The following is a 23,539-nucleotide window of genomic DNA, read 5'->3' as shown; positions in this document are numbered from 1 at the left end:
GTTGCCTGGTTGAGCGGAATCGTACATTGCCGTGCGCGCGGATAAAAGAATGTCAAGTCTAGACGATTCGTGCCGCTTCCGGATCGTAAAATGGAAATTTTCCCGCTCCAATGCGCGGCCGGACGGTATTCGACGCCTTGTCAGCGTGCGTTCACCTGCGCCAGTTGAGCACCCACTTCGTCCGGAATGGCCGGTTTCAGCAGGTGGCCGTCGAAGCCGGCGGCGCGCGAGCGGCGCCGGTCTTCCTCCGTACCCCAGCCGGTAAGGGCCACCAGGCGCATGCCGTCCAGTTCGGGGCGGGCCCGGATCGCGCGCGCCGCGCAGTGTCCGTCCAGGCCCGGCATGCCGATGTCGAGGAAGGCGATATGCGGCCGAAAGTCCGCGGCCAGCGCGACCGCTTCCTCGCCGTCGTGGGCGATGCGGGTGTCATGTCCGGCAAGGTCGAGCAGCGCGCGCAGGGTGGCCGCCGCGTCGACGTTGTCGTCGGCCACCAGCACGCGCAGTCGCTGCGCCGGTGCCGGCACGGCATGCCGCGCGGGCGGAGACTCGATCCGCGCCGCGCCCAGCGGCAGGCGTACCGTGAAGGTGCTGCCCTGCTCCGGCCCGGCGCTGGTCGCGGCGACGCTGCCGCCGTGCAGCTGCACCAGGTGGCGCACCAGGGCCAGGCCGATGCCCAGCCCCCCTTTGGCGCGGTCGATGCTGCGCGCGACCTGGGCGAACATCTCGAACACTTCGGGCAGTGATTCGGCGGCGATGCCGATGCCGGTATCGCTGACGGCGACCACGACCTCGTCCCCTTCGTTCCGTGCCGTGACCGCGATGCGTCCGCCCGCAGGCGTGTACTTGGCCGCGTTCGACAGCAGGTTGCCGAGCACCTGCGACAGGCGCACGGCGTCGGCCTCGACCGGCAAGGGTTCGGCCGGCAGGTCGAGCACCAGCGTGTGGCCGCTGCCCTCGATCAGCGGCAGGCTGGTCTCGACGGCGCTGGCCACCACCTCCTGCAAGGCCAGCGGCGCCACCTGCAGCACCACCTTGCCGCTGGAAACACGCGCGATGTCGAGCAGGTCGTTAATCAGGTGCACCATGTGCCCGACCTGGCGCTCCATCATCGCGCGCACGTTCGCGTGCAGCTCGGGTTTGCCGTCGGCGATGCGCAGAAGTTCGAGGCCGTTGCGGATCGGCGCCAGCGGGTTGCGCAGCTCGTGCGCCAGCGTGGCCAGGAATTCGGACTTGCGGCGGTCGGCCTCGACCAGGGCCTCGGTCGCGCGCACGCGCTCGATGTGGGCCCAGCAGCGCTCGACCACGCCCTCGACCAGCGCCACCTCGGCACGCGTCCAGGCGCGCGGTTCGCGCTGGTGCACCGCCATCATCGCCACCAGGCGCCTCGCCTTCACCAGCGGGCAGCAGATGATGGCCTTGATGCCGATCGCATTGAACATGGCGGCGCCGTCGTCATGCGCCAGCTCGCGGTCGACGTCGGCGACCAGCAGGTTGCGGCCGGCGCGCAGGTTCGAGGTCGCGCGCGAGCCGAACAGGTCGAGCGAATAGGTGCCCACGGTGCTCGTCACGCCCTCGACATGCCAGTCGTGGCGGATCGTAAAGCGGTCATTGTCGGGCTCGAGGTCGGCGTAGGCCACCCGCGTCACGCCCAGGTGCTCGCCCAGCAGGCGCGTTGCCTCGCGCATGATCGCCTTCGGGTCGGCCGCGATGCGGGTCGCCTCGCCGATGTCGTCGAGCAGGCGCAGGCGCTGCGCAACCAGGCGCCGCTCGGTGACGTCGACGCCGGTCGCGGCCAGGAAGAGGATGCGTCCGGCGTCGTCGCTGACCGGCGCGATCACCAGTTCGGCATAGCGTTCGCTGTCGTCGAGCGCGCGGTAGGCCGACAGGCGGCGCACGGTGTCGCCTTCGGCCGCGGCCAGCGTCGCCTCGCGCGCCGCCCCCATCAGCTCGACCGAGTGGCTCCACCAGCGGCATTCCCAGAGCGGCCGGCCGACGACCTCGTCGTGGGTGTAGCCGCCCAGCGCCAGCGAGACGCGGTTCATCTCGACGATGCTGCCGTCGAGATTGAGCAGCGCGGCGAAGCTGGTGGCCTGCTCGAAGAAGGCGCGGAACCGGGTAGCGGCATTGGCATCGGCGCCGGCATCGGCGGAGTGACGGGACTCGGGCATGAAATCGTTCCGGTGGTAGCAAATTGCGCAACAAAAATGTTTTGCAACACGAACGATAGCATTTCCGGCCGCTCCCCGCCTCGCCTTCAGTTGCCAAAATACCGTAGCTCGAAGTCGAGCGCCCACTGCAGCCGCGACGAAGACAGCGGCGCCCGGATCGTGGCGTCGCATTCCTTCATCCAGGCGTCGTTCGCCGCGTCGGGGCCATGCTGCCTGAAGCCGACCACCGCGGTGCCGGGCGCGGCCAAGCGCAGCTCCTGCACGAAGCTGCAATCGCTCCCCGGCTGCGTGCCGCCGACGCTGGTCAGCACGATGTCGAAGCGCACCGTGCACAGCACCTTGAGCGCCGCGCGCCGTCCGCTGGCGCTGACCGCGATATGGCCCAGGGTGCCGAGCAGGCGGCGAATGTCCGCCGGATCGCCGGAGTGAACGACGAGAATGGTTTTGCGTTGAGTAGCCATACACATGGGGTTATGCCTGATTCGGCAAATACAAGGCCAGGACGCGGGTATATTTTGCCGGCGTGCCATGAGGAACGAATAAGGGAACCAAATGAGGGCAAGACCGGCCCGCGGATCCGGGAGAAGCGCCAATCGTTCGCACAAAATTTGGCGAATCCTGCATACTTCCCGTTTCTTTTCCATTATGCGCGCCCGCTTCGCGGTCGCGCGAGTCGCCCTGGGAGTTTGTTGTGTACGGTACGACGAATCTGCGCTGGTCGTTTTCGAAAGCTGTTCCGCCCGCCCCGGCGGGCGCGCATCAGGCAGGTGAAGCGGAATCCTGCGGAGAGGCCGGCCTGGTACGCAAGGTGCTGGTCGTCGACGACGAAGCCGACCTGGCCGACCTGGCCGAAGCCCTGCTCAGCAGCCGCGGCCTGGACGTCGTCGTCGCCAACTCGGCCATGGAAGCGCTGCACATCCTCGGGCAGGACGAGGACATCGACGCCGTCTTTTCCGATGTCATGATGCCCGGCATGAACGGGCTGCAGCTGGCGGACGCCGTCAGCGAACTATTCCCTCGCGTAAAAATTGTCCTCACCTCCGGCTACACCGTCCCTGGCCTGCTCGCCGACCGCGAGCGGCGCTACCCCTTCGCGACCAAGCCCTACAAGATCGAGACGGTGCTCACCCTGCTGCGCCGCTAGGCAGGCATCGCGCGCGCGGGCGGCCGCTGCCCCAATGGCATCCTGCTGTCGGGCTGGAGGTTGTAGAATGGCGATCCTGGCCCGGCGGCAGTCCGGGCTTCCCGCTTACGATCGACATGACCACCGTCCCTACCGAAATCAACGCCGCCGCGGCTCGCGCAACGTCGGAAAAAGTCACACCGATGATGCAGCAATACCTGCGCATCAAGGCCGACTACCCCACCATGCTGGTGTTCTACCGCATGGGCGACTTCTACGAGCTGTTCCACGAGGACGCTGAAAAGGCCGCGCGCATCCTCGGCATCACGCTCACCGCGCGCGGTACGTCGGGCGGCAATCCGATCAAGATGTGCGGCGTGCCCTTCCATTCGCTCGACGGCTACCTGGCCAAGCTGGTGAAGCTGGGCGAATCCTGCGCGATCTGCGAGCAGATCGGCGACCCGGCGACCAGCAAGGGCCCGGTCGAGCGCAAGGTGGTGCGCGTGGTCACACCCGGCACCCTGACCGATTCCGACCTGCTGCCCGAGAAGGCGGAACGGTCGCTGCTGGCCGTGTGCACGGTCAGTGCGCGCAAATCGAGCACGGTGGGCCTGGCCTGGCTGTCGCTGGCCAGCGGCGCACTGCGCCTGATGGAGTTTTCCGGCGAGGAGCGCACGGTCGGCGCGCGCCTGGCGCAGGAACTCGAACGCATCTCCCCGGCCGAGATCCTGCGTGCCGACAACGGCGACCTGTTCGAAGAAAATCCCTTCGCCCATACCCAGCGCGTCCCGGACTGGCATTTCGACGTGGTCAAGGGCCACAAGGCCCTGCTCGAGCAGCTCGGCGTGGCCACCCTCACCGGCTTCGGCGCCGATGGCCTGGGCGCGGCGTTTGGTGCCGCCGGCGCGCTGCTGCGCTATGCGCAGTCGACCCAGGGCCGCGGCCTGCAGCACGTGAAAAGCCTGGCGGTCGAGAGCGAGAACGAATTCATCGGCCTCGACGCCGCCACCCGCCGCAACCTGGAGCTGACGGAAACCATCCGCGGCCAGGAAGCGCCGACCCTGTTCTCGCTGCTGGACGGCTGCCGCACGGCCATGGGTTCGCGCATGCTGCGCCACTGGCTGCACCATGCCAAGCGCGACCAGCGCGTGGCGCGTTCGCGCCATGAAGCGATCGAGGCCCTGGCCCAGGGCGACGCCACCAGCAGCCTCTCGGCCACGCTCGACGACGTGCCCGACATCGAGCGCATCACGACGCGCATCGCCCTGCTGTCGGTGCGCCCGCGCGACCTGGCCAGCCTGCGCGACGGCCTGAAGCAGTTGCCGGCGCTGCGCCAGCAGGTCGCGCGCTGCTTCATCCCGGGCGACTCCTGCCTGCTGCGCGAGCTGCACGATGCGATTGACACGCCGGTTCCCTGTCTCGACCTGCTGGAGCGCGCGGTGGCCGAGGAACCGAGCGCCATGGTGCGCGACGGCGGCGTGTTTGCGCGCGGCTTCGACGCCGAACTCGACGAACTGCGCGCGCTGTCGGAGAACGCCGGCCAGTTCCTGGTCGACCTCGAAACGCGCGAGCGCGCCCGCACGGGCATCGCCAACCTGCGCGTCGAGTACAACCGGGTGCACGGCTTCTATATCGAAGTCACCAACGGCCAGGCCGACAAGGTGCCGGACGACTACCGCCGCCGCCAGACGCTGAAGAACTGCGAGCGCTACATCACGCCGGAACTGAAGGCCTTCGAGGACAAGGCCCTGTCGGCCCAGGACAAGGCGCTAGTGCGCGAAAAGGCCTTGTACGACGAGCTGCTGGCCTGCCTGGCGCCGCACATCGTCGAGCTGCAGAAGATCGCGCAGGGCCTGGCCCAGCTCGACACGCTGGTGGCGCTCGCCGGCCATGCGCTGCGCCACAACTGGTGCGCGCCGAACCTGGTCGATGCGCCTTGCCTGAGCATCGTCGAGGGCCGCCATCCGGTGGTGGAGCGCCAGATCGAGCGCTTCATCGCCAACGACTGCAAACTCTCGAACGAACGGCGCCTGCTCCTGATCACCGGCCCGAACATGGGCGGTAAATCGACCTTCATGCGCCAGACCGCGCTGATCGTGCTGCTGGCCTATGTGGGCAGCTATGTGCCGGCCACCAGCGCCACCATCGGCCCGATCGACCGCATCTTCACCCGCATCGGCGCCAACGACGACCTGGCCGGCGGACGTTCGACTTTCATGGTCGAGATGACGGAGTCGGCCGCGATCCTGAACGGCGCCACCGAGCATTCGCTGGTGCTGATGGACGAGGTCGGGCGCGGCACCTCGACCTTCGACGGCCTGGCGCTGGCCTGGGCGATCGCGCGCCACCTGATCGACAACAGCCGCAGCTTCACCCTGTTCGCGACCCATTATTTCGAGCTGACCCAGCTGCCCGAGACCCACCCGAGCGCGGCCAACGTGCACCTGTCGGCGGTCGAGCACAAGGACACCATCGTGTTCCTGCACGCAGTGCAGGACGGCCCGGCTTCGCAGAGCTATGGCCTGCAGGTGGCGCAGCTGGCGGGCGTGCCCCCAGGCGTGATCAAGGCCGCGCGCAAGCACCTGGCGCGCCTCGAATCGCAGGCGGTGGGCAGCACGCCGCAGCTCGACCTGTTCGCCCTGCCCTGCGACGAACCGGAACTTGAACAAGCGGAGCCCGAGGAAGCCGCGCCGGCTGCGGCGCCGGCCGTCCCGCCGGCCCTGCTCGATGCGCTCGACGCGCTCGATCCGGACGCGCTTACCCCGCGCGAAGCGCTCGAGCGGCTGTACGAACTGAAGCGCTTGGCCGCCTGATGCCGCGCCTGCGCCCGCTTTTGTATCCTCTTCTGCTGGCGACGCTGCTGGCGGCACCGATGGGGGCGGTCGCCTACGACGGCGCCCGCGAGGCGGCCGATCCGCATCGCTTCGGCGTCATCGGCCACAGCTTCGGCAAGCCGGGCGACCAGGGTTTCAAAAAGGCGCTGGCGGAGACGAGCGAGAAGTCGCTCGCCTTTGTCGTCGTCACCGGCATCAAGGCGGCGAGCGAGCCTTGCGGCGACAAGCTGTATGGAGAACGGCGCGACCTGGTCGACAAGGCCAAGCGGCCCGTCATCGTGCTCCCTGCCGGCAGCGACTGGACGGAGTGCCGCAACTCGGCCGGCCGCACGAATGCCGTCGAGCGCCTGAACCGGTTGCGCGAACTGTTCCACGGCGAGCCGAATGCACTCGGCGCGAAGAAGCTGGCGCTGACCCGGCTCTCGACCAGCCCGCGTTTTCGCGGCTATGCCGAGAACGCACACTGGAGCGTGGATTCGGTGCTGTACGCCACCGTGAACCTCCCCGCCAACAACAACCATTACCTTGCCGCGGCCGGGCGCAACAGCGAATACGAAGACCGGCTGGTGGCGACGCGCTTCTGGCTGAATCGCCTGTTCACGCTGGCGCGGCGCGACAAGGTCGATGCGATCGTGCTGTTTTCGGAAGGCGACCTGAAACCACTGCAGCTCGAACCGACCGGCCTGCGCGGCCTGCTGCGGCGGGCGCCGGCGGCCCAGGACGGCTTTGCGGCCGTGCGCAAGCAGGTGCAGGCGCTGGCCAAGCGCTTCGAGGGCAAGGTGCTGCTGGTCGACAGTGCGCCGCTGCCGAAGAAGGGCAAGCCGGCGATCGAATGGCGCGAGAATATCGGCCATGTGTCGATCGGGGGCGAGGCGGTGGAGGTGAAGGTGACGCCGGGGGAGAAGGCCTTGTTCAGCCTGAAGGATGCGGGGGAGTGATTGATGCGCCGGATGCGACGAACGAACGGCGCTAACACGGCGGCGCATTCACGCGTGGGCACGGAGTGCCCACCCTACGTTACGCCACCGTTGTAGGGGTGGGCGATGCCAATGGCATCGCCCACGGTTTCACCGGGCGCCCTGTGCCCTGCCCTGTCGGGCAGGGCGCTTCACGGGCGGGCAGCATGCTGCCCGAATTCCCCGCTACGCCCCACATGAACCCTATAAACAATAATTAATGCAGCGGCTGGCTACGGAAGTGGTCGCCCTCGTCGCTGTCGCCGACGGCTTCTTCGCCATGGTGATGGCCGTGGGCGCCATGCACGTGGCCGTGGGCGATTTCCTCGTCGGTGGCGGCGCGCACATCGACCACGGACAGTTCGAAGCGCAGGGCCATGCCAGCCAGCGGGTGGTTACCGTCGAGGACGACCTTGTCGTCGGCGATTTCGGTCACCGTGAAGATCATCGGCTCGTCGTCTGCGCCGTCGGCCATGCCTTCGAACTGCATGCCCACTTCCAGCGGCTCCGGCAGGCGCGAGCGGTCTTCCACTTTCACCAGCTCGGCATCGTAGTCGCCAAAGGCGTCGTCCGGCTCGACCTGCAGGGTCGATGCGTAGCCCACTTCCTTGCCGTCGAGTTCCTCTTCGATCTTCGGCAGGGTGTTCTCGTAACCGCCGTGCAGATAGACCATCGGCTGCGCGCCTTCTTCGATCAGGTTGTTCTGTGCATCCGACAGTTTGTAGTTGACCGTCACGACCGTATTCTTGGCAATCTTCATCGGAGTTTCCTTTCGTTGTAAGGAGCGGATTATACCCTTCCTCCGCCGGCGCCCGCGCTGTTGAAGGATGCGGGGTGGTTATAATTGAGCCATGAAAAAATTACAGCTCCTCGGGAACATCACCCCCGCCCAGTTCCTGCGCGATTACTGGCACAAGAAACCGCTCCTGATCCGCAACGCCATCCCCGGCTTCAAGCCGCTGCTCAAGCTCGACAAGCTCGCCGAGGCCGCCGCGAAGAACCACGTCGAGTCGCGCCTGGTGACCAGTGTCGACGGCCAGTGGGACATGCAGCACGGCCCGCTGACCGAACTGCCGCCGCGCACCCAGCGCGAATGGACGCTGCTCGTCCAGGGCGTGAACCTGTTCGATGAACGCGCCGACGCGCTCCTGCGCGAGTTCCGCTTCCTGCCCGATGCGCGCCTGGACGACCTGATGGTCAGCTATGCGACGGACGGCGGCGGTGTCGGCCCCCACTTCGATTCCTACGACGTGTTTCTGCTGCAGGCGCACGGCAAGCGCCGCTGGAAGATCAGCGCCCAGCAGGATCTGTCGCTGGTCGAAGGCATGCCCCTGAAGATTCTCTCGAACTTCACGCCGGACGAGGAATTCGTGCTGGAACCGGGCGACATGCTCTACCTGCCGCCGCACTACGCCCACGACGGCGTGGCCGAGGGCGAGTGCATGACCTATTCGATCGGGTTCCGCTCGCCCTCCTTCCAGGAAATCGGCGAAGCCTTCCTGCAGTTCATGGCCGATTCGATCGACCTGCCCGGCCGGTATGCCGATCCGGATCTGCAGCCGGCCAAGAACCCGGCCGAGATCCCGCGCGAGATGCTCGGTGCCATCACCGAAGAACTCAACAAGGTGCGCTGGGACGAGGAAGACGTGACTGTCTTCTTCGGCGAGTACATGTCCGAACCCAAGCACAACGTGTTCTTCACGCCGCCGGCGAAGCCGCTGGTCGTGGGACGCTTCATGGAGACGGCGGCCAAGCGTGGCCTGAAGCTGTCGCCGAAGACCTTGATGCTCTACCGCGGCAAGCACGTGTTCATCAACGGCGAATCCTTCGCGGTCAGCCGTGCGGACAAAATTGTCCTCGACCTGCTGGCTAACGAACGGCGCCTGAGCGGTGAGGCGCTGGCGCGAGCCTCGGACGACGTGCTCGAAGCGCTCTACACCTGGTACCAGGACGGCTGGGTCGAGCTGGGCTAAAAGGGGCAAGGAGCATGGACGCGCCGACCGTCATCCGTTTCGATATGCGCCGCGACCTCCAGGCGCAGTGGCGCGCCCTGCTCGTCCGGGCCACCACCCGCATCGACCTGTTCGACCCGGACTTCTCTGCCTTTCCGCTGGGTGTGCCCGATGTCGAGGCAACCCTGCGCGCCTTCCTGCGCGGCGGCGGCCTGCTGCGCCTGGCCCTGCACGACACCACATTTATCGAGCGATCGTGTCCACGCTTTCTGGGTCTCGCGCGTTACTACAATGAACAGATCGAATGCCGTCAGAGTCCACGCTCGCTGCGGCATCTGTCCGATTCGCTCGCCTTGGCCGATGGCGTGCATGTGGTGCGGCGTTTTCATTGCGATCACATGCGCGGCGAGGCGGCGTTCGATGCGCCGGCTGCCGTCGAGCTGCCGGCGCACCGCTTCGAAGCACTGTGGGAAGAGTCTCGCGTGACACTCTCAGCGACTGTCACAGGACTGTAAATTAGCCATAAAGCAATATATAAATCGCAATATTGATGCTTGTAGCATCTTGTAACAAAATGAAGCTTAGCAAGTCACAAAATACTTCCATTTTGGCATCTGTTTTCTATTGCGATTCAGTAAATTTGGCTATAATATCGGGTTAGGAAGGTTCCGTTGTCTATCAAGCACTGTTACCAGTATGAAAGCTACGAGAATTCCAAAAGAGCGATAATTACCGGTAATTATTAATCGCAACAACAAGTACTTACTTAATTAAGGAAAAACCATGAAAAAATCCCTGCTGATCGTCTCCCTGATGGCCGTTGCCCTGGCTGCTTGCTCGAAGAAAGAAGAAGCAACCACCACCACCCCAGCTGCTGTTGAAGCACCTGCTGCAACGACCACCACCACCACCACCGACGCTGCTGCTCCAGCTGCAACCACCACCACCACCACCGACGCAGCTGCTACCCCAGCCGCTGACGCTGCTGCTGCTGCTGCAACCGCTTCGGCTGCTGCTGCTGACGCTGCTTCGGCCGCTTCGACCGCTGCTGACGTCGCTGCTGACGCTGCTAAGAAGTAATCAGCTACTCGCTGAGGAAAAACCGGCCTGCGGGCCGGTTTTTTTTCGTCTGTGCGTTGGAGTTTCGTGGCTTTTCTAGCCGGTGCGGTGCGCAACGGGACGTAACGCGTGGGCATGCCCACCCTACGGTGCACACCGGTCATCAACTGGCGGTTGTGCACCGTACGGGGGCATCGATGCCAATGGCATTGATGCCGGATTCATTGGGCATGCCCGCGTTCCGGCTGATGCATATCGAAACTCACGCATAAAAAAACCGGCCACACAGGCCGGTTTTTTCATTCACGCCAACGACGATTACTTCAGCTCGTCGTTCAACAGCGACAGGATCTTCTTCCCGGTCGGCGAGGCATCGGTATTGCCCGCATTGTCCTGCACCGTCACGCTGCTCACGCTGGCATTCGGCTCGGCCTTGACCAGCACGCGGTAGCGCTGGGCTTCCTTGGCCTTGTCGGAGTCGCCGAAGCTGAACAGGCGCTTGAGGAAGCCTTCCTGGTTCGAGCCGTCCGGATCGATGTAGCGCACGAAGTACACGCCCTGCACGCGGTCGCGGTCTTCGACGGTGAAGCCGACGCGATCCAGCGCCAGGCCGACACGGCGCCAGGCGCGGTCGAAGCCTTCGTCCACTTCCACGCGGTCGCCGACCAGCTTGGCGTGCTGCGGCGCCGGGGCGGCGTTGGCGACGGTCGCTTCGGCCGACTTCACGGCGGCCGGCTCGGTGGCGCCGGTCAGGCGTGCGACCAGGCGCGCCAGGAACTGGGCTTCGAGGGCCGGATCGTTCGGGCGCACGGTCCAGGTGGTGGTTTCCTTCTGGGCGCCGACCAGCACTTCCTCGGCGCCGCGGTGGCTGATGTAGATCTCGGTCGAGCCGTCCGGCAGGCGCTCGAGGCGGGTGCGGTACTTGTCGCGCTCGCCGGTCGAATAGGCGCGGTCGAACACGCGGCCGAGGGTGCGGCGCACGATGTCCTGCGGGATCTTCGAACGGTTCTCGGCCCATTCGGTTTCCATGATGCCGGTTGCGGCCGACTCGGAGGCCAGCGGGAAGCCGGCGTCTTCCCAGAACTGGCGCACCTGCGGCCAGAGCTGTTCAGGCGTCTGCTTGACGACCAGCCAGCGCTGGTCGCCGGCGCGCTCGACGCGGACGGCCTCGGTCGAGACCGGGCCGACGGCGGCGCCAGCAGCAGCCGGCACGACGATCGAACCGGCCTGGGCGGTAGCGCCCTGCTGCATGCCCGATGCGGTGGCGACGCCGCGGCCTTCCGGCACGGCATAACGATTGTCCTTGGCGAGCTGGGTCAGATCCGGCGGCACGTCCAGCGGCGCGGCCTTCTTGGACGACTTGTAATCCACCTTGTCGGATTCGAACACGGTGGTGCATGCCGCCATGGAGAGCGCCATGGCGCCGATGGCCAGCACGCGCACAGGCGCGGAAACGTCCATCAGCGGGAAAGTCTTCTTGTTGCTTTTAGTCATATCGTTACGATTCAGATCGGTAAACGGAAACCCTCGCAGAGGAGATCAGGAATGCGAGGATTGCGAAGATGGCTACACCAGGCCGGCGGCGCGCAAGGCGCTGCTGACGGTGTCGTGGAACGGTTCCGACAGGGGCGCGAGCGGCAGGCGCAGGCCGGCCGGCATCTTGCCCATCTCGGCCAGCGCCCACTTGACCGGCACCGGGTTCGGTTCGACGAACAGCTTGGCATGCAGGTCGAGCACGCTGTTGTTGATCTCGATGGCGCGGGCGATGTCGCCCGCCATGGCGGCCACGCACAGCTCGTGCATGGCGCGCGGCGCGACGTTGGCGGTGACGGAGATATTGCCGGCGCCGCCGCAGAACATCAGCGCCATCGCGGTCGGATCGTCGCCCGAGTAGACGGCGAAGGATGTATCCACCATGCGCAGCAGCTCGATGCCGCGGCCGATATTGCCGGTCGCATCTTTCACGCCGACGATATTGTCGATCGGCGCCAGGCGCGCGATCGTCTCGTTGCTCATGTCGGCCACGGTGCGGCCCGGCACGTTGTACAGGATGACCGGCAGGTCGACCGCTTCTGCGATCGCCTTGAAGTGGCGGTACATGCCTTCCTGGGTCGGACGGTTATAGTACGGCACCACCTGCAGGGAGGCGTCGGCGCCCACTTCCTTGGCGGCGCGGGTCAGTGCGATGGCTTCGGCGGTGGAGTTGCCGCCGCTGCCGGCGATCACCGGAATACGGCCGCCAACGTGATCCACGGTCAGCTTGATCAGTTCGACGTGCTCTTCCGGCGTGACGGTGGCGGATTCGCCGGTGGTGCCGACGATGACGATGCCGTCGGTGCCTTCGTCCACGTGCCAGTCGATCAACTTGCGCAGGCCATTCTTGTCGAGGCTGCCGTCTTCGAACATCGGCGTGACGATTGCTACAATGCTGCCCTTAATCATAATCAGTGGTACGTGCCGAAATATAAAAATCTGATTGTAGCGGATCGTCCGCCACTATGGTTCATTCCCGACCAACTAAATGGTCGAGCTTCGCCTCGGTTTGCGGGAAGGCGCGCCCCGCGGCGCAGAGCCGCTGCACGCGCGCCGGCTTCGGCAGCGCGACCACGCCGTCCTCGAAGGCCAGTACCGTCAAGCCCGTGCCGGTGGCCAGCTCCAGCAATTCGCCCGGGTGCAGCAGGAAGGCCGGATTCGACGGTTTGCCGTACAACTCGTTACCCAGCGCGAAGGTTTCATAGATCAGCACGCCGCCCGGCGCCAGGCTATTGACCAGGTCGTTCATGAGCGGCCGGTGCAGGTAGTTGGTGACGACGATGCCGGCGAAGCGCCCGGCCGCGAAGGGCCAGCGTGCGCCCCCCTCTTCCAGGTCGGTCTGCAGGGTCGTGATGCCGGGGCCGGCGGCCAGGGCCAGCGCCTGCGGGTCGCGGTCGACCGCCAGCACCGGATGGCCGAGCGCCGCGAACAGGCGCGCGTGGCGGCCGCCGCCACAGGCCAGGTCGAGCACCTCGCCGGCCCGCACGCCGGCGGCGAAGCGGCGCACCCAGGGGGAAGCATCGGGTGTGGGTGTATGCATCAGCTCAGCAGGAAGGTCACGGGCCAGGCGAAGAATTCCACCGCCTGGGCGCCCAGCCACATCACCGGCTGCACCCAGAAGGCCAGTACACCGAAATACAGCAGCGCGAGCAGGACGAAGAAGCCGTAGGGCTCGATCTTCGCGAATTTATAGGCCAGGGCGTTGGGCAGCATGCTGGTCACCACGCGTCCGCCGTCGAGCGGCGGCAGCGGAAACAGATTAAAAGCGAAAATCAGCAGGTTCGTCACGAGGCCGGCCTGGGCCACCTTGTGCGGGAAGTCTTCGCTCACGCCGAAGCGCTCGAGTGCGACCGCAAAGATCAGCCACAGCACCGCCATGATGAAGTTCGCCATTGGGCCCGCCAGTGCCACCCAGGCCATGTCGCGCTTTGGATTGCGCAGGTTCCCGAACTGCACCGGCACCGCCTTGGCATAGCCGAACACGAAGCCGGACGTCAGGTAGAGCGCGACCGGGATGATGATGGTGCCGAACGGGTCGATGTGCGAGATCGGATTGAGGGTCATGCGCCCCTGCGCATAGGCCGTGTTGTCGCCGAAATAGCGTGCGGCATAGGCGTGGGCGGCTTCGTGCAGGGTAATCGCGAACAGAACGGGCAGCGCATAGACTGCGATATTGCGAATGATTTCATCCATAGGGGAGCGATTCTAGCAGAGCCGGGCCTTGCTGCCCGGCTCCGTGAGGGCGGCCGTGGGGCAGCCGTTTATAAACCGAAGGCGGCAGGATCTCCCCTGCCTTCACGGACGAGCACCGGCTCCGAACCGGTGAGGTCGATGATGGTGGTCGCTTCCAGCGTGCCGGCGCCGCCGTCGATGACGAGCTCGATCTGCTTTTCCAGGCGCTCGCGCACCTCGTCCGGATCGGACAGCATGTGCTCGTCGCCCGGCAACTGCAGGGTGGTGCCGATCAGCGGCTCGCCCAGTTCCTCGAGCAGCGCCAGCGTGATCACGTTTTCCGGCACACGCAGGCCGATCGTCTTGCGCGACGGATGCGACAGGCGGCGCGGCACCTCCTTGGTCGCTTCCAGGATGACGGTGTAGGGCCCCGGCATGGTGGCTTTCAGCAGGCGGTACTGGACGTTGTCGACGCGTGCGTACTGGGCGATTTCGGACAAGTCGCGGCACAGCATCGTCAGGTGGTGCTTGTCGTCGATGCCGCGCACGCGGCGCAGCTTTTCGACCGCGCCCTTGTCGTCGAGCTGGCAGACCAGCGCATAAGCCGAGTCGGTCGGCAGCGCGACCACGCCACCGGAACGGAGGATCTGCGCCGCCTGCGCGATCAGGCGCTTCTGCGGATTTTCAGGATGGATCTGGAAGAACTGGCTCATTCAATGGGTTCCTTGCGAATTGGACCTCAGGGCTTGCAGGGCCGCGATGCGTTCTTCCATCGGCGGGTGGGTCGAGAACAGCGCGCCCCAGCCGCCGCCGCTGCCGGAGATGCCCGAGGCGCTCATCGACGAAGGCAAGGCGCCGGGCTGGAAGCCGCCCAGGCGGGCCAGCGCGTTCTGCATCGGCACCGTCGTACCCAGCAGCTTCGCGGAACCGGCGTCGGCGCGGAATTCGCGCTTGCGCGAGAACCAGGCGACGATGATCGAGGCCACCAGGCCGAACAGGATTTCGCAGACGAACACGGCGGCCATGTAGCCGATGCCGCGGCCGCCTTCGTTGCGCAGCAAGACCTTGTCGACAAAGAAGCCGACCACGCGCGCGAAGAACACGACGAAGGTGTTGACCACGCCCTGGATCAGGGTCAGCGTGATCATGTCGCCGTTGGCGATGTGCGCCACCTCGTGCCCGAGCACGGCTTCGACTTCGTCGCGGTTCATGCCTTGCAGGAGGCCGGTGGAGACGGCGACCAGCGCCGAATTCTTGAACGCGCCGGTGGCGAAGGCGTTCGGCTCGCCATCGTAGACGGCCACTTCCGGCATGCCGATGCCGGCGCGCTCGGACAACTGGCGCACGGTATTCACCAGCCACAGTTCGGTCGAGTTCTGGGGCTGGTCGATGACGCGCGCGCCGGTCGACCACTTTGCCATCGGTTTGCTCATCAGGAGCGAGATGATGGAGCCGGTGAAGCCCACCACCAGCGAGAACACGGCCAGCGCGCCGACATTAATGCCCTCCGCGCCCACCGTGCGTCCGACCCCCAGCAGGTTCAGGACGACCGTCAGCACCAGCACAACCGCGAGGTTGGTGGCGAGGAATAACACAATGCGCTTCATGGCTTGCCTCCAGGGCAGGAATGACTTATCAGGCTGCCAAGATAAGGCTGCAATGTGGAAAATTCAAGGGAAGCGGCTTATGGCGCGCTTAAGCGCGGCCGATATCGTCGCCGGTTTTGTAGGGTGGGCTCTCCGAGCCCACGCGGTGATACGGAACCGGCTCCGATCTCGTACTCGACGATCTCGCCGTAACGTATCACCGCGTGGGCGAAGCCCACCCTACAAAATCAAAACCAATCGTGCCAGACAGGCGTCACGTTCGCCGGCAGCGGCGGCAACGCATCGAACTCCACCCGCGCCTCGCCCGGCGCATGGAAATCCGTCCCGCGCGAAGCGAGGAAACCGTAGCGCCGCGCCACTTCCGCATAGGTCGCGTACTGGTCGGGCGTGTGGCTGCCGGTCACCACCTCGATCGCACTCCCGCCCAACTGGCGGAACTCGTCGAAGAGCGCGTCCTCGGCCGTCTGCGAAAACTTGTAGCGCCCCGGATGCGCGATCACGGGGATGCCGCCGGCGCTCCGGATCCAGCCCATGGCCTCGGGCAGCGAAGCCCAGCGGTGCGGCACATAGCCCGGCTTGCCTTCGGTAAGGAAGCGCCTGAAGACTTCCGTGGTCGTCGAGCACTTGCCGCATTCGACCAGGTAGCGCGCGAAATGGGTGCGCGAGAGCAGATCCGGGTTGCCGACGTACTTCAGTGCGCCCTCGTAGGCATCCGGGATGCCGGCCGCTTCCAACTGGGCGGCGATTTCGCGGCCGCGCGCGTCGCGGCCATGGCGCGTTTTGGCCAGGCCCGCCAGCAGCTCGGGGTTGTCCTCGTCGACCTGCAGGCCGACCAGGTGCACGGTCTGGTTGGCCCAGGTGACCGAGATCTCGACGCCGGGCACGAAGCGCATGCCCTGCGCGTTCGCCGCCGCCCGCGCCGCCTTGATGCCGCCGATTTCGTCGTGGTCGGTCAGGGCCCAGACGTCGACCCCGCCCTTGCGCGCGTAGGCGGCCAGGGCGTTCGGGGTGAGGACGCCGTCGGAGACATTCGAATGACAGTGGAGATCGACTTTCAGCATGGTGCGCGAAGGGCTTTTCTGGATGAGGGAGCATTGTACGCCGCATTGCGCGGCGCGGCGCTGGCCGCATGCCGCGTGTGCAATGGTAGAGTTGCCGTTTCACCATCGAGGAGCGAGACGTGACGACCTACCACGGCAGCTGCCACTGCGGCGCGGTGCGCTACGAGGCCGATATCGGGATCGCAGCCGGCACCATCAAGTGCAACTGCTCGATCTGCACCAAGATGCGCTTCTGGGCGATCCAGGTGCCGAGCGGCGCTTTCCGTCTGCTGTCCGGGGACGCCGCGTTGAGCGAGTACCGGTTTCACACGAAGCGCGATGGCCACTATTTTTGCCGCCGTTGCGGCATCAACGTGTTCTCGACCGGCCGCTCGCCACGGCTCGGGGCCTTTCATGCGGTAACAGTGGCGAGCCTGGACGATTTGCCGCTGGAGGATCTGCTTGCGGCGCCGGTGCGGTATGTCGATGGGCGTAACGATGAGTGGGAAGTGCCGCCGGCGGAGACGCGGCATTTGTAGGGGTGCAAATATTGTTTGCAGTTCAAGGCTCTGATGCAAATATCGTTTGCACCGATTCAAGCGAACGTTGAACACGTAGGCGGAAAACCCGCCCACGCGTCCCCATCACTTCGCTAAAAACGCCTCGATCAACGCCGCCAACACTGCCGGCTGATCATGGTGCACCATATGCCCCGCCTCGGCCACGATGTGCGGCTCGACCGAAGCCATGTGCGCCAGGCGCCGATCCACTTCGACGCGCATCTGATCCTGCGGCCCCATCCAGCGCCACATCTCCGTCTCCGCCGCCTCGATCCACAGCACCGGCGCGCTGATACGTTTCCACATGGCGATCATCTCGTCGAGGTGGTACAGCAGCGGCCCGCTCATCTTGTGCGCCGGGTCGCCCAGGATCTCGTATTCGCCGGCCTCGTTGCGCGCCGACCAGTGTTCGGCCAGGAAAGCCGCGCGTTCGCCCGGCAGGCGCGGATTGGTCTTCTGCAGGCGCGCCGCGACTTCCTCCAGGCTGGCATAGCCGCGCATCGTGGGCGGGCTGCGCAACTCTTCGAGCCATTTCGCCATGCGCTTTGGCGCCTGCTCGGGCTTGGCGCCCATCAGGCCGATGCCTTCCAGGTTGATCAGCTTTTTTACACGCTCCGGACGCACGCCCGCATACATGCTGACGATGTTGCCGCCCATGCTGTGGCCCAGCAGGTTGACGGGTTCGCCAGGGGAATAGTGTTCGAGCAGGGCGTCGAGGTCGGCCACGTAATCCGGAAACCAGTAGGTGTCCGAATGCGAACGTTCCGACAGGCCGAAGCCGCGCCAGTCGTTGGCGATCACGTGCCAGTCGCCGGCCAGGTGGTCGACCACGAACTGGAAGGATGCCGACATGTCCATCCAGCCATGCGACATGAACAGTGTGGGCGCGCCCTCGCGGCCCCAGTGGCGCACATGGGTGCGCAGGCCGCGGATGGTGAGGAATTCGGAACGGGAAGGTTTCATGGCAAGGGTGGCGAAACGGCAGAAAAAGTACGGTCGTTCGCATTATACGCGGCCCCTTGGTTTCCTGCCCGTCGTCCCCATTTGCCACCAATCGGCGGCGCGGTGCAACCGGAGCGGACGCGAGGGCGTAAAATAGCGCCATTTCAATCTTCCGCGAGCACATCCATGGCGATTTACCAGCTGGGCGAGCATGCGCCCGAGATCGATGCGTCGGCCTTTGTCGCCGATTCGGCCAACCTGATCGGCAAAGTCACCCTCGAGGCCAATGCCTCGGTCTGGTTCGGCGTCACGATTCGCGGCGACAACGAACGCATCACGATCGGGGAAAACAGCAACGTCCAGGAAGGCACGGTCATGCACACCGACATGGGCTACCCGCTCACGCTCGGCAAAGGCGTGACGGTCGGCCACCAGGCGATGCTGCATGGCTGCACGGTGGGCGACGGTTCGCTCATCGGCATCCAGGCCGTGATCCTGAACGGCGCCAAAATCGGCAAGGGTTGCCTGGTCGGCGCCGGCGCCCTGGTCACCGAAGGAAAAGAGTTCCCGGATCACTCGCTGATATTGGGTTCGCCCGCGAAAGTGGTGCGAACGCTCACGGAAGAAGACCTGCTGCGCCTGCAAGGCAACGCCGCCAATTATGTGGCGCGCGGCCAATTGTTCAAGGCACAGCTCAAGCAAATCGGATAGACAATGACGACAACGGACACCAAGGACACCCTGCAGAAATTCATCTTCGACAACGCCGCCGTGCGCGGCGAGCTGGTCGAGATTTCCGACACCTGGCGCGAGATCCAGGCCCGCCACGGCTATCCGAAAGCCGTGCGCTCGATGCTGGGCGAGATGGTGGCGGCAAGCGCCCTGCTGTCGGCCAACCTGAAATTCAACGGCTCGATCGTGATGCAGATCCACGGCGACGGCCCGGTGCGCCTGCTGGTGGTCGAGTGCGACGCCGACCTGCGCATCCGCGCCACGGCGAAACTGAACCCGGACGCGACCATCGCCGACGACGCCACGCTGACCGACCTGCTCAACGTGAACCGCCGCGGCCGTTTCGTGATCACGCTCGATCCGCTGGAAAAGATGCCGGGCCAGCAGCCCTACCAGGGCATCGTGCCGCTCGACGGCGACAGCGTGGCAACCGTCATCGAAAACTACATGCTGCGTTCGGAACAGATGGACACCAGGCTGTGGCTGGCGGCAGACGACAAGGTCTCGCGCGGCCTGCTGCTGCAAAAGCTGCCGCGCCACAGCGGCAAGGACGACCAGACCAAGCAGGCGAGCGAAGAGGAAGACCTGGAAACCTGGAACCGCGCCGTTATGCTCGGCCAGACGCTCAAGCAAGAGGAACTGCTCAGCACCGGCATCGAAACCCTGCTCAACCGCCTGTTCTGGGAAGAGACGATCCGCGTCTTCGATCCGCAGCACCCGCAATTCCACTGCAGCTGTACCCGCGAAAAGGTCGGCAACATGCTGAAGATGCTGGGCCAGGAAGAAGTCGAATCGGCGCTGGCCGATCTCGGCGAACTGGGCATCAACTGCGATTTCTGCGGCAAGCACTACGCCTTCGACAAGGTCGATTGCGCCCAGCTGTTCGCCACCGCGACCACGGCCGACGCGCTGGCGCCGGCTCCCGATGTAAAACACTGATCCAGGCACCGGACTGAAAGGACATTGACGATGCGTGACACGCCCCGCTCCGCCTTCCCCCATTTCATGGCGCTGCCGACGCGCTGGATGGACAACGACAGCTACGGGCATGTCAACAACGTCAACTACTACAGCTTCTTCGACACCGCAGTCAATCGCTTCCTGATCGACCGCGGCGTGCTCGACATCCACAAGGACGAGATCGTCGGCTTCGTCGTCGAGACGAGCTGCTCCTACTTCAGTTCGATTTCCTTCCCCGACACCATCCACGTCGGCGTGCGCGTTGCCAAGCTCGGCAATTCGAGCGTGCGCTACGAGCTGGCCCTGTTCCGCAACGACGAGCCCCTGCCCTCGGCGGCCGGGCATTTCGTGCACGTGTACGTGGATCGGCCGAGCGGCAAGTCGGTGCCGATTCCGGCGCCGGTGCGCGACGTCTTGGCAAGCCTGCAGGCTGCCTAAGCCATCAAGTGCGCAATTTCAACGGAACCTTGTTCGTCGAAGATGGGCGATGACTCGGCCAGGCGCACGGCTTCGTTGAAATCCGCTGCCGTCACGAGACAATAGCCGGACAAGGCGCTGCTGCTCAGCTTCGGGCCGATCAGCCGCGTCGGCACTTCCACGCTGCCGTGGCTCAAGGCGCCGCGGTCGACGAGGGCTGCGCCCAGCCCATCGAACCAGGCATCCCACTGCAGCGGATTGTGGCGCGGCCCCTCCGATTCTCCCACGGTGGCGCCCCGAAATACGATCAAAAACTTTTCCATGCCGGCCTCTTTCGCGCCTTGTTTGCGCATGCGTTGACGATCCAGTGACCCAACCGTAGCACAAGCGTCGGGGCCGCGACGCACAGCTTTGCCTTGTCCCGGATTTGAAACGGAGCACCCGGCGACAGGATTTTCCAGCCAGTGCTAAGCTGTTGCATTGTTAACAGTGTTGTAATTTTCACCAACACTGCCATTTCACCACAGGAGAATCGCAATGCACATGGACACCGGAATCAGTACCGAAGACCGCGCCAAGATCGTCGAATCGCTTTCGACCGTCCTGGCCGATGCCTACATGCTTTATTTGAAGACGCACAATTTCCACTGGAACGTCACCGGCCCCATGTTCTCGACCCTGCACGTGATGTTCGAGGAACAGTACACCGAGCAGTGGAACGCGCTGGACGACATCGCCGAGCGCATCCGCTCGCTGGGCCATTTCGCGCCGGCCACCTACAAGCGCTATGCCGAGCTGTCGAGCATCACCGAAGAGCCGGAAGTGCTGTCGGCCAAGGAAATGATCCGCCAGCTGGTCGAAGGTAACGAAACCCTGGTGCGCACCCTGCGCGCCGGCGTCAAGGTGTCTGACGAGCTCGACGACTACCCGACCGCCGACATGCTGACGGCCCGCATGGACGTGCACGAGAAGAATGCCTGGATGCTGCGCTCCTTCCTGGAGCAGGGCGCGGGTGCACAGCAGGGCGACGCCTCGTCGGACTAAGTCCGGCCGCAGCGCTGGCTGCATGAACAACGCCAGCTTTCGGGCTGGCGTTGTCGTTGGTGGATCCGGCGCTGCCGGCTGGGCTAGCGCTGCGCGATGCGCGACGTGGAAACGACGACCACCTGGGCCAGGCGCCCCTCCGGCACATAGCTCATCGTCATGTCGTCCTGGAACTCGCCCTGGTTAAAGTGCATGGTGACATTGCCGTCGCGCGAGACGAAGCGGTCCGGCGACACCGCGCGCAGGCGCATCGGCTTTTCGCGGTCGATGCGCGCTTCGATCCACTTGGTCGACACCGGATTCACGCTCAGGCGCCAGCCGTTCGACATTTTGTAGGCGCCGGTAATCTGCCGGGTCTGGTCTTCGGTCAGGCGCACCGTCGAGGCGGGCGCCCGCACCTGCACGGTCGAAGACGCCTCGGTGTCGGACGGCGGATACGGCGTGGTCTGGGCAGAGGCGCAGCAGGCGAAGACAAACAGGGATGCGGGCAGCAGGTGGGCGAGGCGCATGATGGTTCCTTTTCGAAGCGGATTGGGTTCGGACAGGCCACGCGGCGTGCGCGTGAAACCTGTCCCCTGGAAGTCCGCAATGCGGTCTGAACGGATTGCGGATGGGCCCAGTGTAGGCCCGTCCAGGCCATCGAAAAAGCGCTATACGCCCCGTATCACGAAACAATCTCATTTCGCATAAAGCCAGATCCTAGCGAAATGAAGCGAAAAATCGCATGCAGATGCGGCTTTTTGTATCATGAAGGGTCGATTCTGCCCCTGTCGGGCTCGCTTCCTGCCCGCCCTCCCCTCTACCTCAAGCCTGCGGCAGGATGAAGTCGAATTCGTAGAAGTGCTTGCGTTCCTCGATGCGGATGTGCATGGTGCCGGCGATCCCCGCCAGCTCGCCGGTGCCGGAATCGGGCACCACCGTGATCGACAGCGCCTGGGCGCCGCGCGCCATCGTGCCGCTGTGCTGCACGACGAAGCTGCCGCGCTTGCCCTGCAGTGTGCCGCTCACGCGCTCGATGGCGACATAGCCGGCCGAGCCTTCGGTGGTGGTCATGGCCGACAGCATTTCGCCGACGCCCGTTCCCTCGAGCTCGCCGTGGTAGCGCTTGTCGATGGCCATGCGGCCGGTGGTCACGCCGTCGCGCACCTCGGGCTGGCCCTGCGGGGTGACGGTGACGTCGAACGGTCCTGCGACATGTTGCTGGCTCATGGTCGGCTTTCTTGTGGGTGAAGAGATAGCGAACATTCTAGAGCAAAGCGGCGCCCTTGCGTTCATCGGCAGGCCGCTTCCTCAGCCGGCCGGAGGTGTCAGCACGCCGGGGTAGTCGCGGGCGTCGACGATGGTGACGATATCGACCGGCCCGGCCAGTTCGACCGCGCCGCTGCTGCCGATACGCGCGGGATCGAGCCTGAGCAGGCTGCACTGGCCGATCGTCGCGTCGGCGGCGCCCGTCCCGCCGACGCGCAGTTCTCCGCCCGCCTGCAGGAAGCAGGCTTTCAGGGTGTCGTAGCTGGCATGCTTCTCGGTGCGCATCGAAATACTGAAAAGCGAAATCCGCTTCTGCACGGCGCGCAGCTCGCGCAGCGCCTGGCCGATCTCGGCGAAGGGCAGACGTCCGCTCGCGTCCGTGCGCAGGATCCAGGCCACGTCGAGCGACTTCTTGCGACTCTGCTCCCTGAACATAATGGTCGCGTCTTCCTCATCGGCCCGTGCGAGCTCGGGCAGGATGAAATAGCCGCCGCGCCTGAGCGCCAGCGTCTCGTCGACGGTATCGCCGACCACCGACACGCCCCAGCTCAGCGGCTGGTAGCCATCGCGCTCGGCCATCGGCAATTCGGTAAAGGAGATGCGGAAATTGAAGTCGAGCTTGCGCGGCTCGGGCGGCAGGTAGGACTGCAGCTGGCGCTGCGCGCGCAGGAAGAAGCGGTAGGGCAAATCGCCAGGATTCTTGCGTGTAACAATCTTGATTTCGGCGGGCGGGGCGCCGGTTTCCTGGGCCAGGCCCGGAGTGACGGCCAGCAGCGGAAAGAACAGCAACAGCAGGCGGGACAGGATGGACATGGGGCTCCAAGGACAGGGCTGAAGAATGTTGCTAAACAACCATTCTTCAACGCGATGGATTGAATGTCAACTGCCGTATGCGGTGCGCCTGCGTCGGGAGGGGAAGGCTAGGAAGTGAGGCCCGGCAAATGCAGGTCGATCACCTTCATGATCGCCAGCGTGGTGCCTATGCTCATCTCGCCGCTGGCGAAGGCATGGCGCAACGCGGCCTGCGGCAGGCCGGCCGCGGCGGCCAGGTGGGTCGTGCCTTCGGCGCGCGCGGCGGCGGCAAAGGCGTCGGCCAACATGGCTGAGTCGCCGCTCTCGAAGGCGGCGGCGAGATAAGCGCACAAGGCTTCGAGCGTCGTCAGCTGCGCCGCGGGATCGTCGGTCTGCATGC

27 protein-coding genes are annotated in these 23,539 nt (G+C 65.2%); 11 read left to right on the top strand and 16 right to left on the bottom strand.

Annotated elements, in window-relative coordinates; genetic code table 11:
- Nucleotides 1-140: 140 nt before the first annotated feature.
- Together ASF77_RS00605 and ASF77_RS00600 are read right to left on the bottom strand one after the other, a co-directional pair.
- Entirely contained in the window at nucleotides 141-2,168 is a 2,028-nt protein-coding gene (locus ASF77_RS00605) for an ATP-binding protein (RefSeq protein ID WP_056332843.1), read from the bottom strand.
- Between the two features lie 86 nt (nucleotides 2,169-2,254).
- Entirely contained in the window at nucleotides 2,255-2,629 is a 375-nt protein-coding gene (locus ASF77_RS00600) for a hypothetical protein (protein ID WP_056332840.1), read from the bottom strand.
- Between the two features lie 230 nt (nucleotides 2,630-2,859).
- Here ASF77_RS00600 and ASF77_RS00595 point away from each other — a divergent pair, with 230 nt between their 5' ends.
- The 3 genes from ASF77_RS00595 to ASF77_RS00585 all read left to right on the top strand — a co-directional run bounded on the left by ASF77_RS00595 (nucleotide 2,860) and on the right by ASF77_RS00585 (nucleotide 7,063).
- Nucleotides 2,860-3,312 carry a response regulator gene (locus ASF77_RS00595; protein WP_056332836.1) on the top strand — a complete coding sequence of 151 codons (453 nt, stop codon included), beginning with the start codon at nucleotides 2,860-2,862 and terminating at the stop codon, nucleotides 3,310-3,312.
- Nucleotides 3,313-3,428: 116 nt separating this feature from the next.
- Entirely contained in the window at nucleotides 3,429-6,104 is a 2,676-nt protein-coding gene (gene mutS / locus ASF77_RS00590) for a DNA mismatch repair protein MutS (RefSeq protein ID WP_056332833.1), read from the top strand.
- Entirely contained in the window at nucleotides 6,104-7,063 is a 960-nt protein-coding gene (locus ASF77_RS00585) for a hypothetical protein (RefSeq protein ID WP_056332830.1), read from the top strand. The genes mutS and ASF77_RS00585 overlap by 1 nt, the downstream gene beginning before the upstream one ends.
- A 235-nt stretch (nucleotides 7,064-7,298) precedes the next feature.
- On the opposite strand, the gene ASF77_RS00580 is transcribed toward ASF77_RS00585, so the two are convergent.
- Entirely contained in the window at nucleotides 7,299-7,841 is a 543-nt protein-coding gene (locus ASF77_RS00580) for a peptidylprolyl isomerase (RefSeq protein ID WP_056332826.1), read from the bottom strand.
- Nucleotides 7,842-7,932: 91 nt separating this feature from the next.
- On the opposite strand from ASF77_RS00580, the gene ASF77_RS00575 reads away from it, so the two are divergent.
- The 3 genes from ASF77_RS00575 to ASF77_RS23450 all read left to right on the top strand — a co-directional run bounded on the left by ASF77_RS00575 (nucleotide 7,933) and on the right by ASF77_RS23450 (nucleotide 10,113).
- The gene (locus tag ASF77_RS00575; RefSeq protein WP_056332824.1) at nucleotides 7,933-9,054 is read left to right on the top strand and encodes a cupin domain-containing protein; all 1,122 of its coding nucleotides are present in this window, start codon (nucleotides 7,933-7,935) and stop codon (nucleotides 9,052-9,054) included.
- A 14-nt stretch (nucleotides 9,055-9,068) separates the two neighbouring features.
- Nucleotides 9,069-9,548: a hypothetical protein gene (locus ASF77_RS00570; RefSeq protein ID WP_056332816.1), complete on the top strand. Its 480-nt coding sequence runs from the start codon at nucleotides 9,069-9,071 to the stop codon at nucleotides 9,546-9,548.
- A 268-nt stretch (nucleotides 9,549-9,816) separates the two neighbouring features.
- The gene (locus ASF77_RS23450; RefSeq protein ID WP_082493489.1) at nucleotides 9,817-10,113 is read left to right on the top strand and encodes a hypothetical protein; all 297 of its coding nucleotides are present in this window, start codon (nucleotides 9,817-9,819) and stop codon (nucleotides 10,111-10,113) included.
- Between the two features lie 297 nt (nucleotides 10,114-10,410).
- Here ASF77_RS23450 and bamC read toward each other — a convergent pair whose 3' ends face one another.
- From bamC to ASF77_RS00535, 7 genes are all read right to left on the bottom strand, one after another.
- The gene (gene bamC, locus ASF77_RS00565) at nucleotides 10,411-11,586 is read right to left on the bottom strand and encodes an outer membrane protein assembly factor BamC (protein ID WP_056332813.1); all 1,176 of its coding nucleotides are present in this window, start codon (nucleotides 11,584-11,586) and stop codon (nucleotides 10,411-10,413) included.
- Nucleotides 11,587-11,658: 72 nt separating this feature from the next.
- Complete coding sequence (gene dapA, locus ASF77_RS00560; RefSeq protein WP_056332808.1) at nucleotides 11,659-12,534, bottom strand: 4-hydroxy-tetrahydrodipicolinate synthase; 876 nt, start codon at nucleotides 12,532-12,534, stop codon at nucleotides 11,659-11,661.
- Between the two features lie 61 nt (nucleotides 12,535-12,595).
- On the bottom strand, nucleotides 12,596-13,165 hold the full coding sequence (locus ASF77_RS00555) for a bifunctional 2-polyprenyl-6-hydroxyphenol methylase/3-demethylubiquinol 3-O-methyltransferase UbiG (protein ID WP_056332806.1): 570 nt from the start codon (nucleotides 13,163-13,165) through the stop codon (nucleotides 12,596-12,598).
- Nucleotides 13,165-13,818: a site-2 protease family protein gene (locus ASF77_RS00550; RefSeq protein ID WP_056332804.1), complete on the bottom strand. Its 654-nt coding sequence runs from the start codon at nucleotides 13,816-13,818 to the stop codon at nucleotides 13,165-13,167. Before ASF77_RS00550 ends, ASF77_RS00555 begins: the two co-directional genes overlap by 1 nt.
- Nucleotides 13,819-13,886: 68 nt before the next feature.
- A complete protein-coding gene (locus tag ASF77_RS00545; RefSeq protein ID WP_056332800.1) occupies nucleotides 13,887-14,510 on the bottom strand; it encodes an L-threonylcarbamoyladenylate synthase in 624 nt (207 codons plus the stop codon).
- Nucleotides 14,511-15,404 (bottom strand): protease HtpX, encoded by an 894-nt coding sequence (gene htpX, locus ASF77_RS00540; RefSeq protein ID WP_056332796.1) that lies wholly within the window; start codon nucleotides 15,402-15,404, stop codon nucleotides 14,511-14,513.
- A gap of 227 nt (nucleotides 15,405-15,631) precedes the next feature.
- Entirely contained in the window at nucleotides 15,632-16,465 is an 834-nt protein-coding gene (locus tag ASF77_RS00535) for a 3',5'-nucleoside bisphosphate phosphatase (protein ID WP_056332793.1), read from the bottom strand.
- A gap of 119 nt (nucleotides 16,466-16,584) precedes the next feature.
- Here ASF77_RS00535 and ASF77_RS00530 point away from each other — a divergent pair, with 119 nt between their 5' ends.
- Nucleotides 16,585-16,983 (top strand): GFA family protein, encoded by a 399-nt coding sequence (locus ASF77_RS00530; protein WP_056332790.1) that lies wholly within the window; start codon nucleotides 16,585-16,587, stop codon nucleotides 16,981-16,983.
- A 105-nt stretch (nucleotides 16,984-17,088) separates the two neighbouring features.
- Here the strand turns inward: ASF77_RS00530 and ASF77_RS00525 are convergent, their stop codons facing one another.
- Nucleotides 17,089-17,967 carry an alpha/beta fold hydrolase gene (locus tag ASF77_RS00525; protein WP_056332787.1) on the bottom strand — a complete coding sequence of 293 codons (879 nt, stop codon included), beginning with the start codon at nucleotides 17,965-17,967 and terminating at the stop codon, nucleotides 17,089-17,091.
- A gap of 165 nt (nucleotides 17,968-18,132) precedes the next feature.
- Here ASF77_RS00525 and ASF77_RS00520 point away from each other — a divergent pair, with 165 nt between their 5' ends.
- From ASF77_RS00520 to ASF77_RS00510, 3 genes are read left to right on the top strand one after another with little or no spacing between them, the layout of a single operon-like run.
- A complete protein-coding gene (locus tag ASF77_RS00520) occupies nucleotides 18,133-18,657 on the top strand; it encodes a gamma carbonic anhydrase family protein (protein WP_056332784.1) in 525 nt (174 codons plus the stop codon).
- Nucleotides 18,658-18,660: 3 nt separating this feature from the next.
- Nucleotides 18,661-19,617 (top strand): Hsp33 family molecular chaperone HslO, encoded by a 957-nt coding sequence (hslO, locus tag ASF77_RS00515; protein ID WP_056332782.1) that lies wholly within the window; start codon nucleotides 18,661-18,663, stop codon nucleotides 19,615-19,617.
- A gap of 30 nt (nucleotides 19,618-19,647) precedes the next feature.
- A complete protein-coding gene (locus ASF77_RS00510; protein ID WP_056332778.1) occupies nucleotides 19,648-20,076 on the top strand; it encodes a thioesterase family protein in 429 nt (142 codons plus the stop codon).
- On the opposite strand, the gene ASF77_RS00505 is transcribed toward ASF77_RS00510, so the two are convergent.
- Nucleotides 20,073-20,378 (bottom strand): hypothetical protein, encoded by a 306-nt coding sequence (locus tag ASF77_RS00505; protein ID WP_156648688.1) that lies wholly within the window; start codon nucleotides 20,376-20,378, stop codon nucleotides 20,073-20,075. The two genes, ASF77_RS00510 and ASF77_RS00505, sit on opposite strands and share 4 nt — an antisense overlap.
- A gap of 214 nt (nucleotides 20,379-20,592) precedes the next feature.
- Between ASF77_RS00505 and ASF77_RS00500 the strand changes: the two genes are divergently transcribed.
- Complete coding sequence (locus ASF77_RS00500) at nucleotides 20,593-21,099, top strand: Dps family protein (RefSeq protein WP_056332772.1); 507 nt, start codon at nucleotides 20,593-20,595, stop codon at nucleotides 21,097-21,099.
- A gap of 83 nt (nucleotides 21,100-21,182) precedes the next feature.
- On the opposite strand, the gene ASF77_RS00495 is transcribed toward ASF77_RS00500, so the two are convergent.
- The 4 genes from ASF77_RS00495 to ASF77_RS00480 form a co-directional block, all read right to left on the bottom strand.
- Complete coding sequence (locus tag ASF77_RS00495; RefSeq protein ID WP_056332769.1) at nucleotides 21,183-21,608, bottom strand: hypothetical protein; 426 nt, start codon at nucleotides 21,606-21,608, stop codon at nucleotides 21,183-21,185.
- Between the two features lie 295 nt (nucleotides 21,609-21,903).
- Entirely contained in the window at nucleotides 21,904-22,308 is a 405-nt protein-coding gene (locus tag ASF77_RS00490; protein ID WP_056332766.1) for a DUF3224 domain-containing protein, read from the bottom strand.
- Nucleotides 22,309-22,389: 81 nt separating this feature from the next.
- Entirely contained in the window at nucleotides 22,390-23,160 is a 771-nt protein-coding gene (locus ASF77_RS00485) for a hypothetical protein (protein ID WP_056332763.1), read from the bottom strand.
- Between the two features lie 107 nt (nucleotides 23,161-23,267).
- Nucleotides 23,268-23,537 carry a hypothetical protein gene (locus ASF77_RS00480; RefSeq protein WP_056332761.1) on the bottom strand — a complete coding sequence of 90 codons (270 nt, stop codon included), beginning with the start codon at nucleotides 23,535-23,537 and terminating at the stop codon, nucleotides 23,268-23,270.
- Nucleotides 23,538-23,539: the final 2 nt, after the last annotated feature.

It is taken from the genome of Massilia sp. Leaf139, from assembly GCF_001424165.1.
GTDB lineage: Bacteria > Pseudomonadota > Gammaproteobacteria > Burkholderiales > Burkholderiaceae_D > Telluria.
This window is presented reverse-complemented; position numbering and strand designations above follow the sequence as displayed.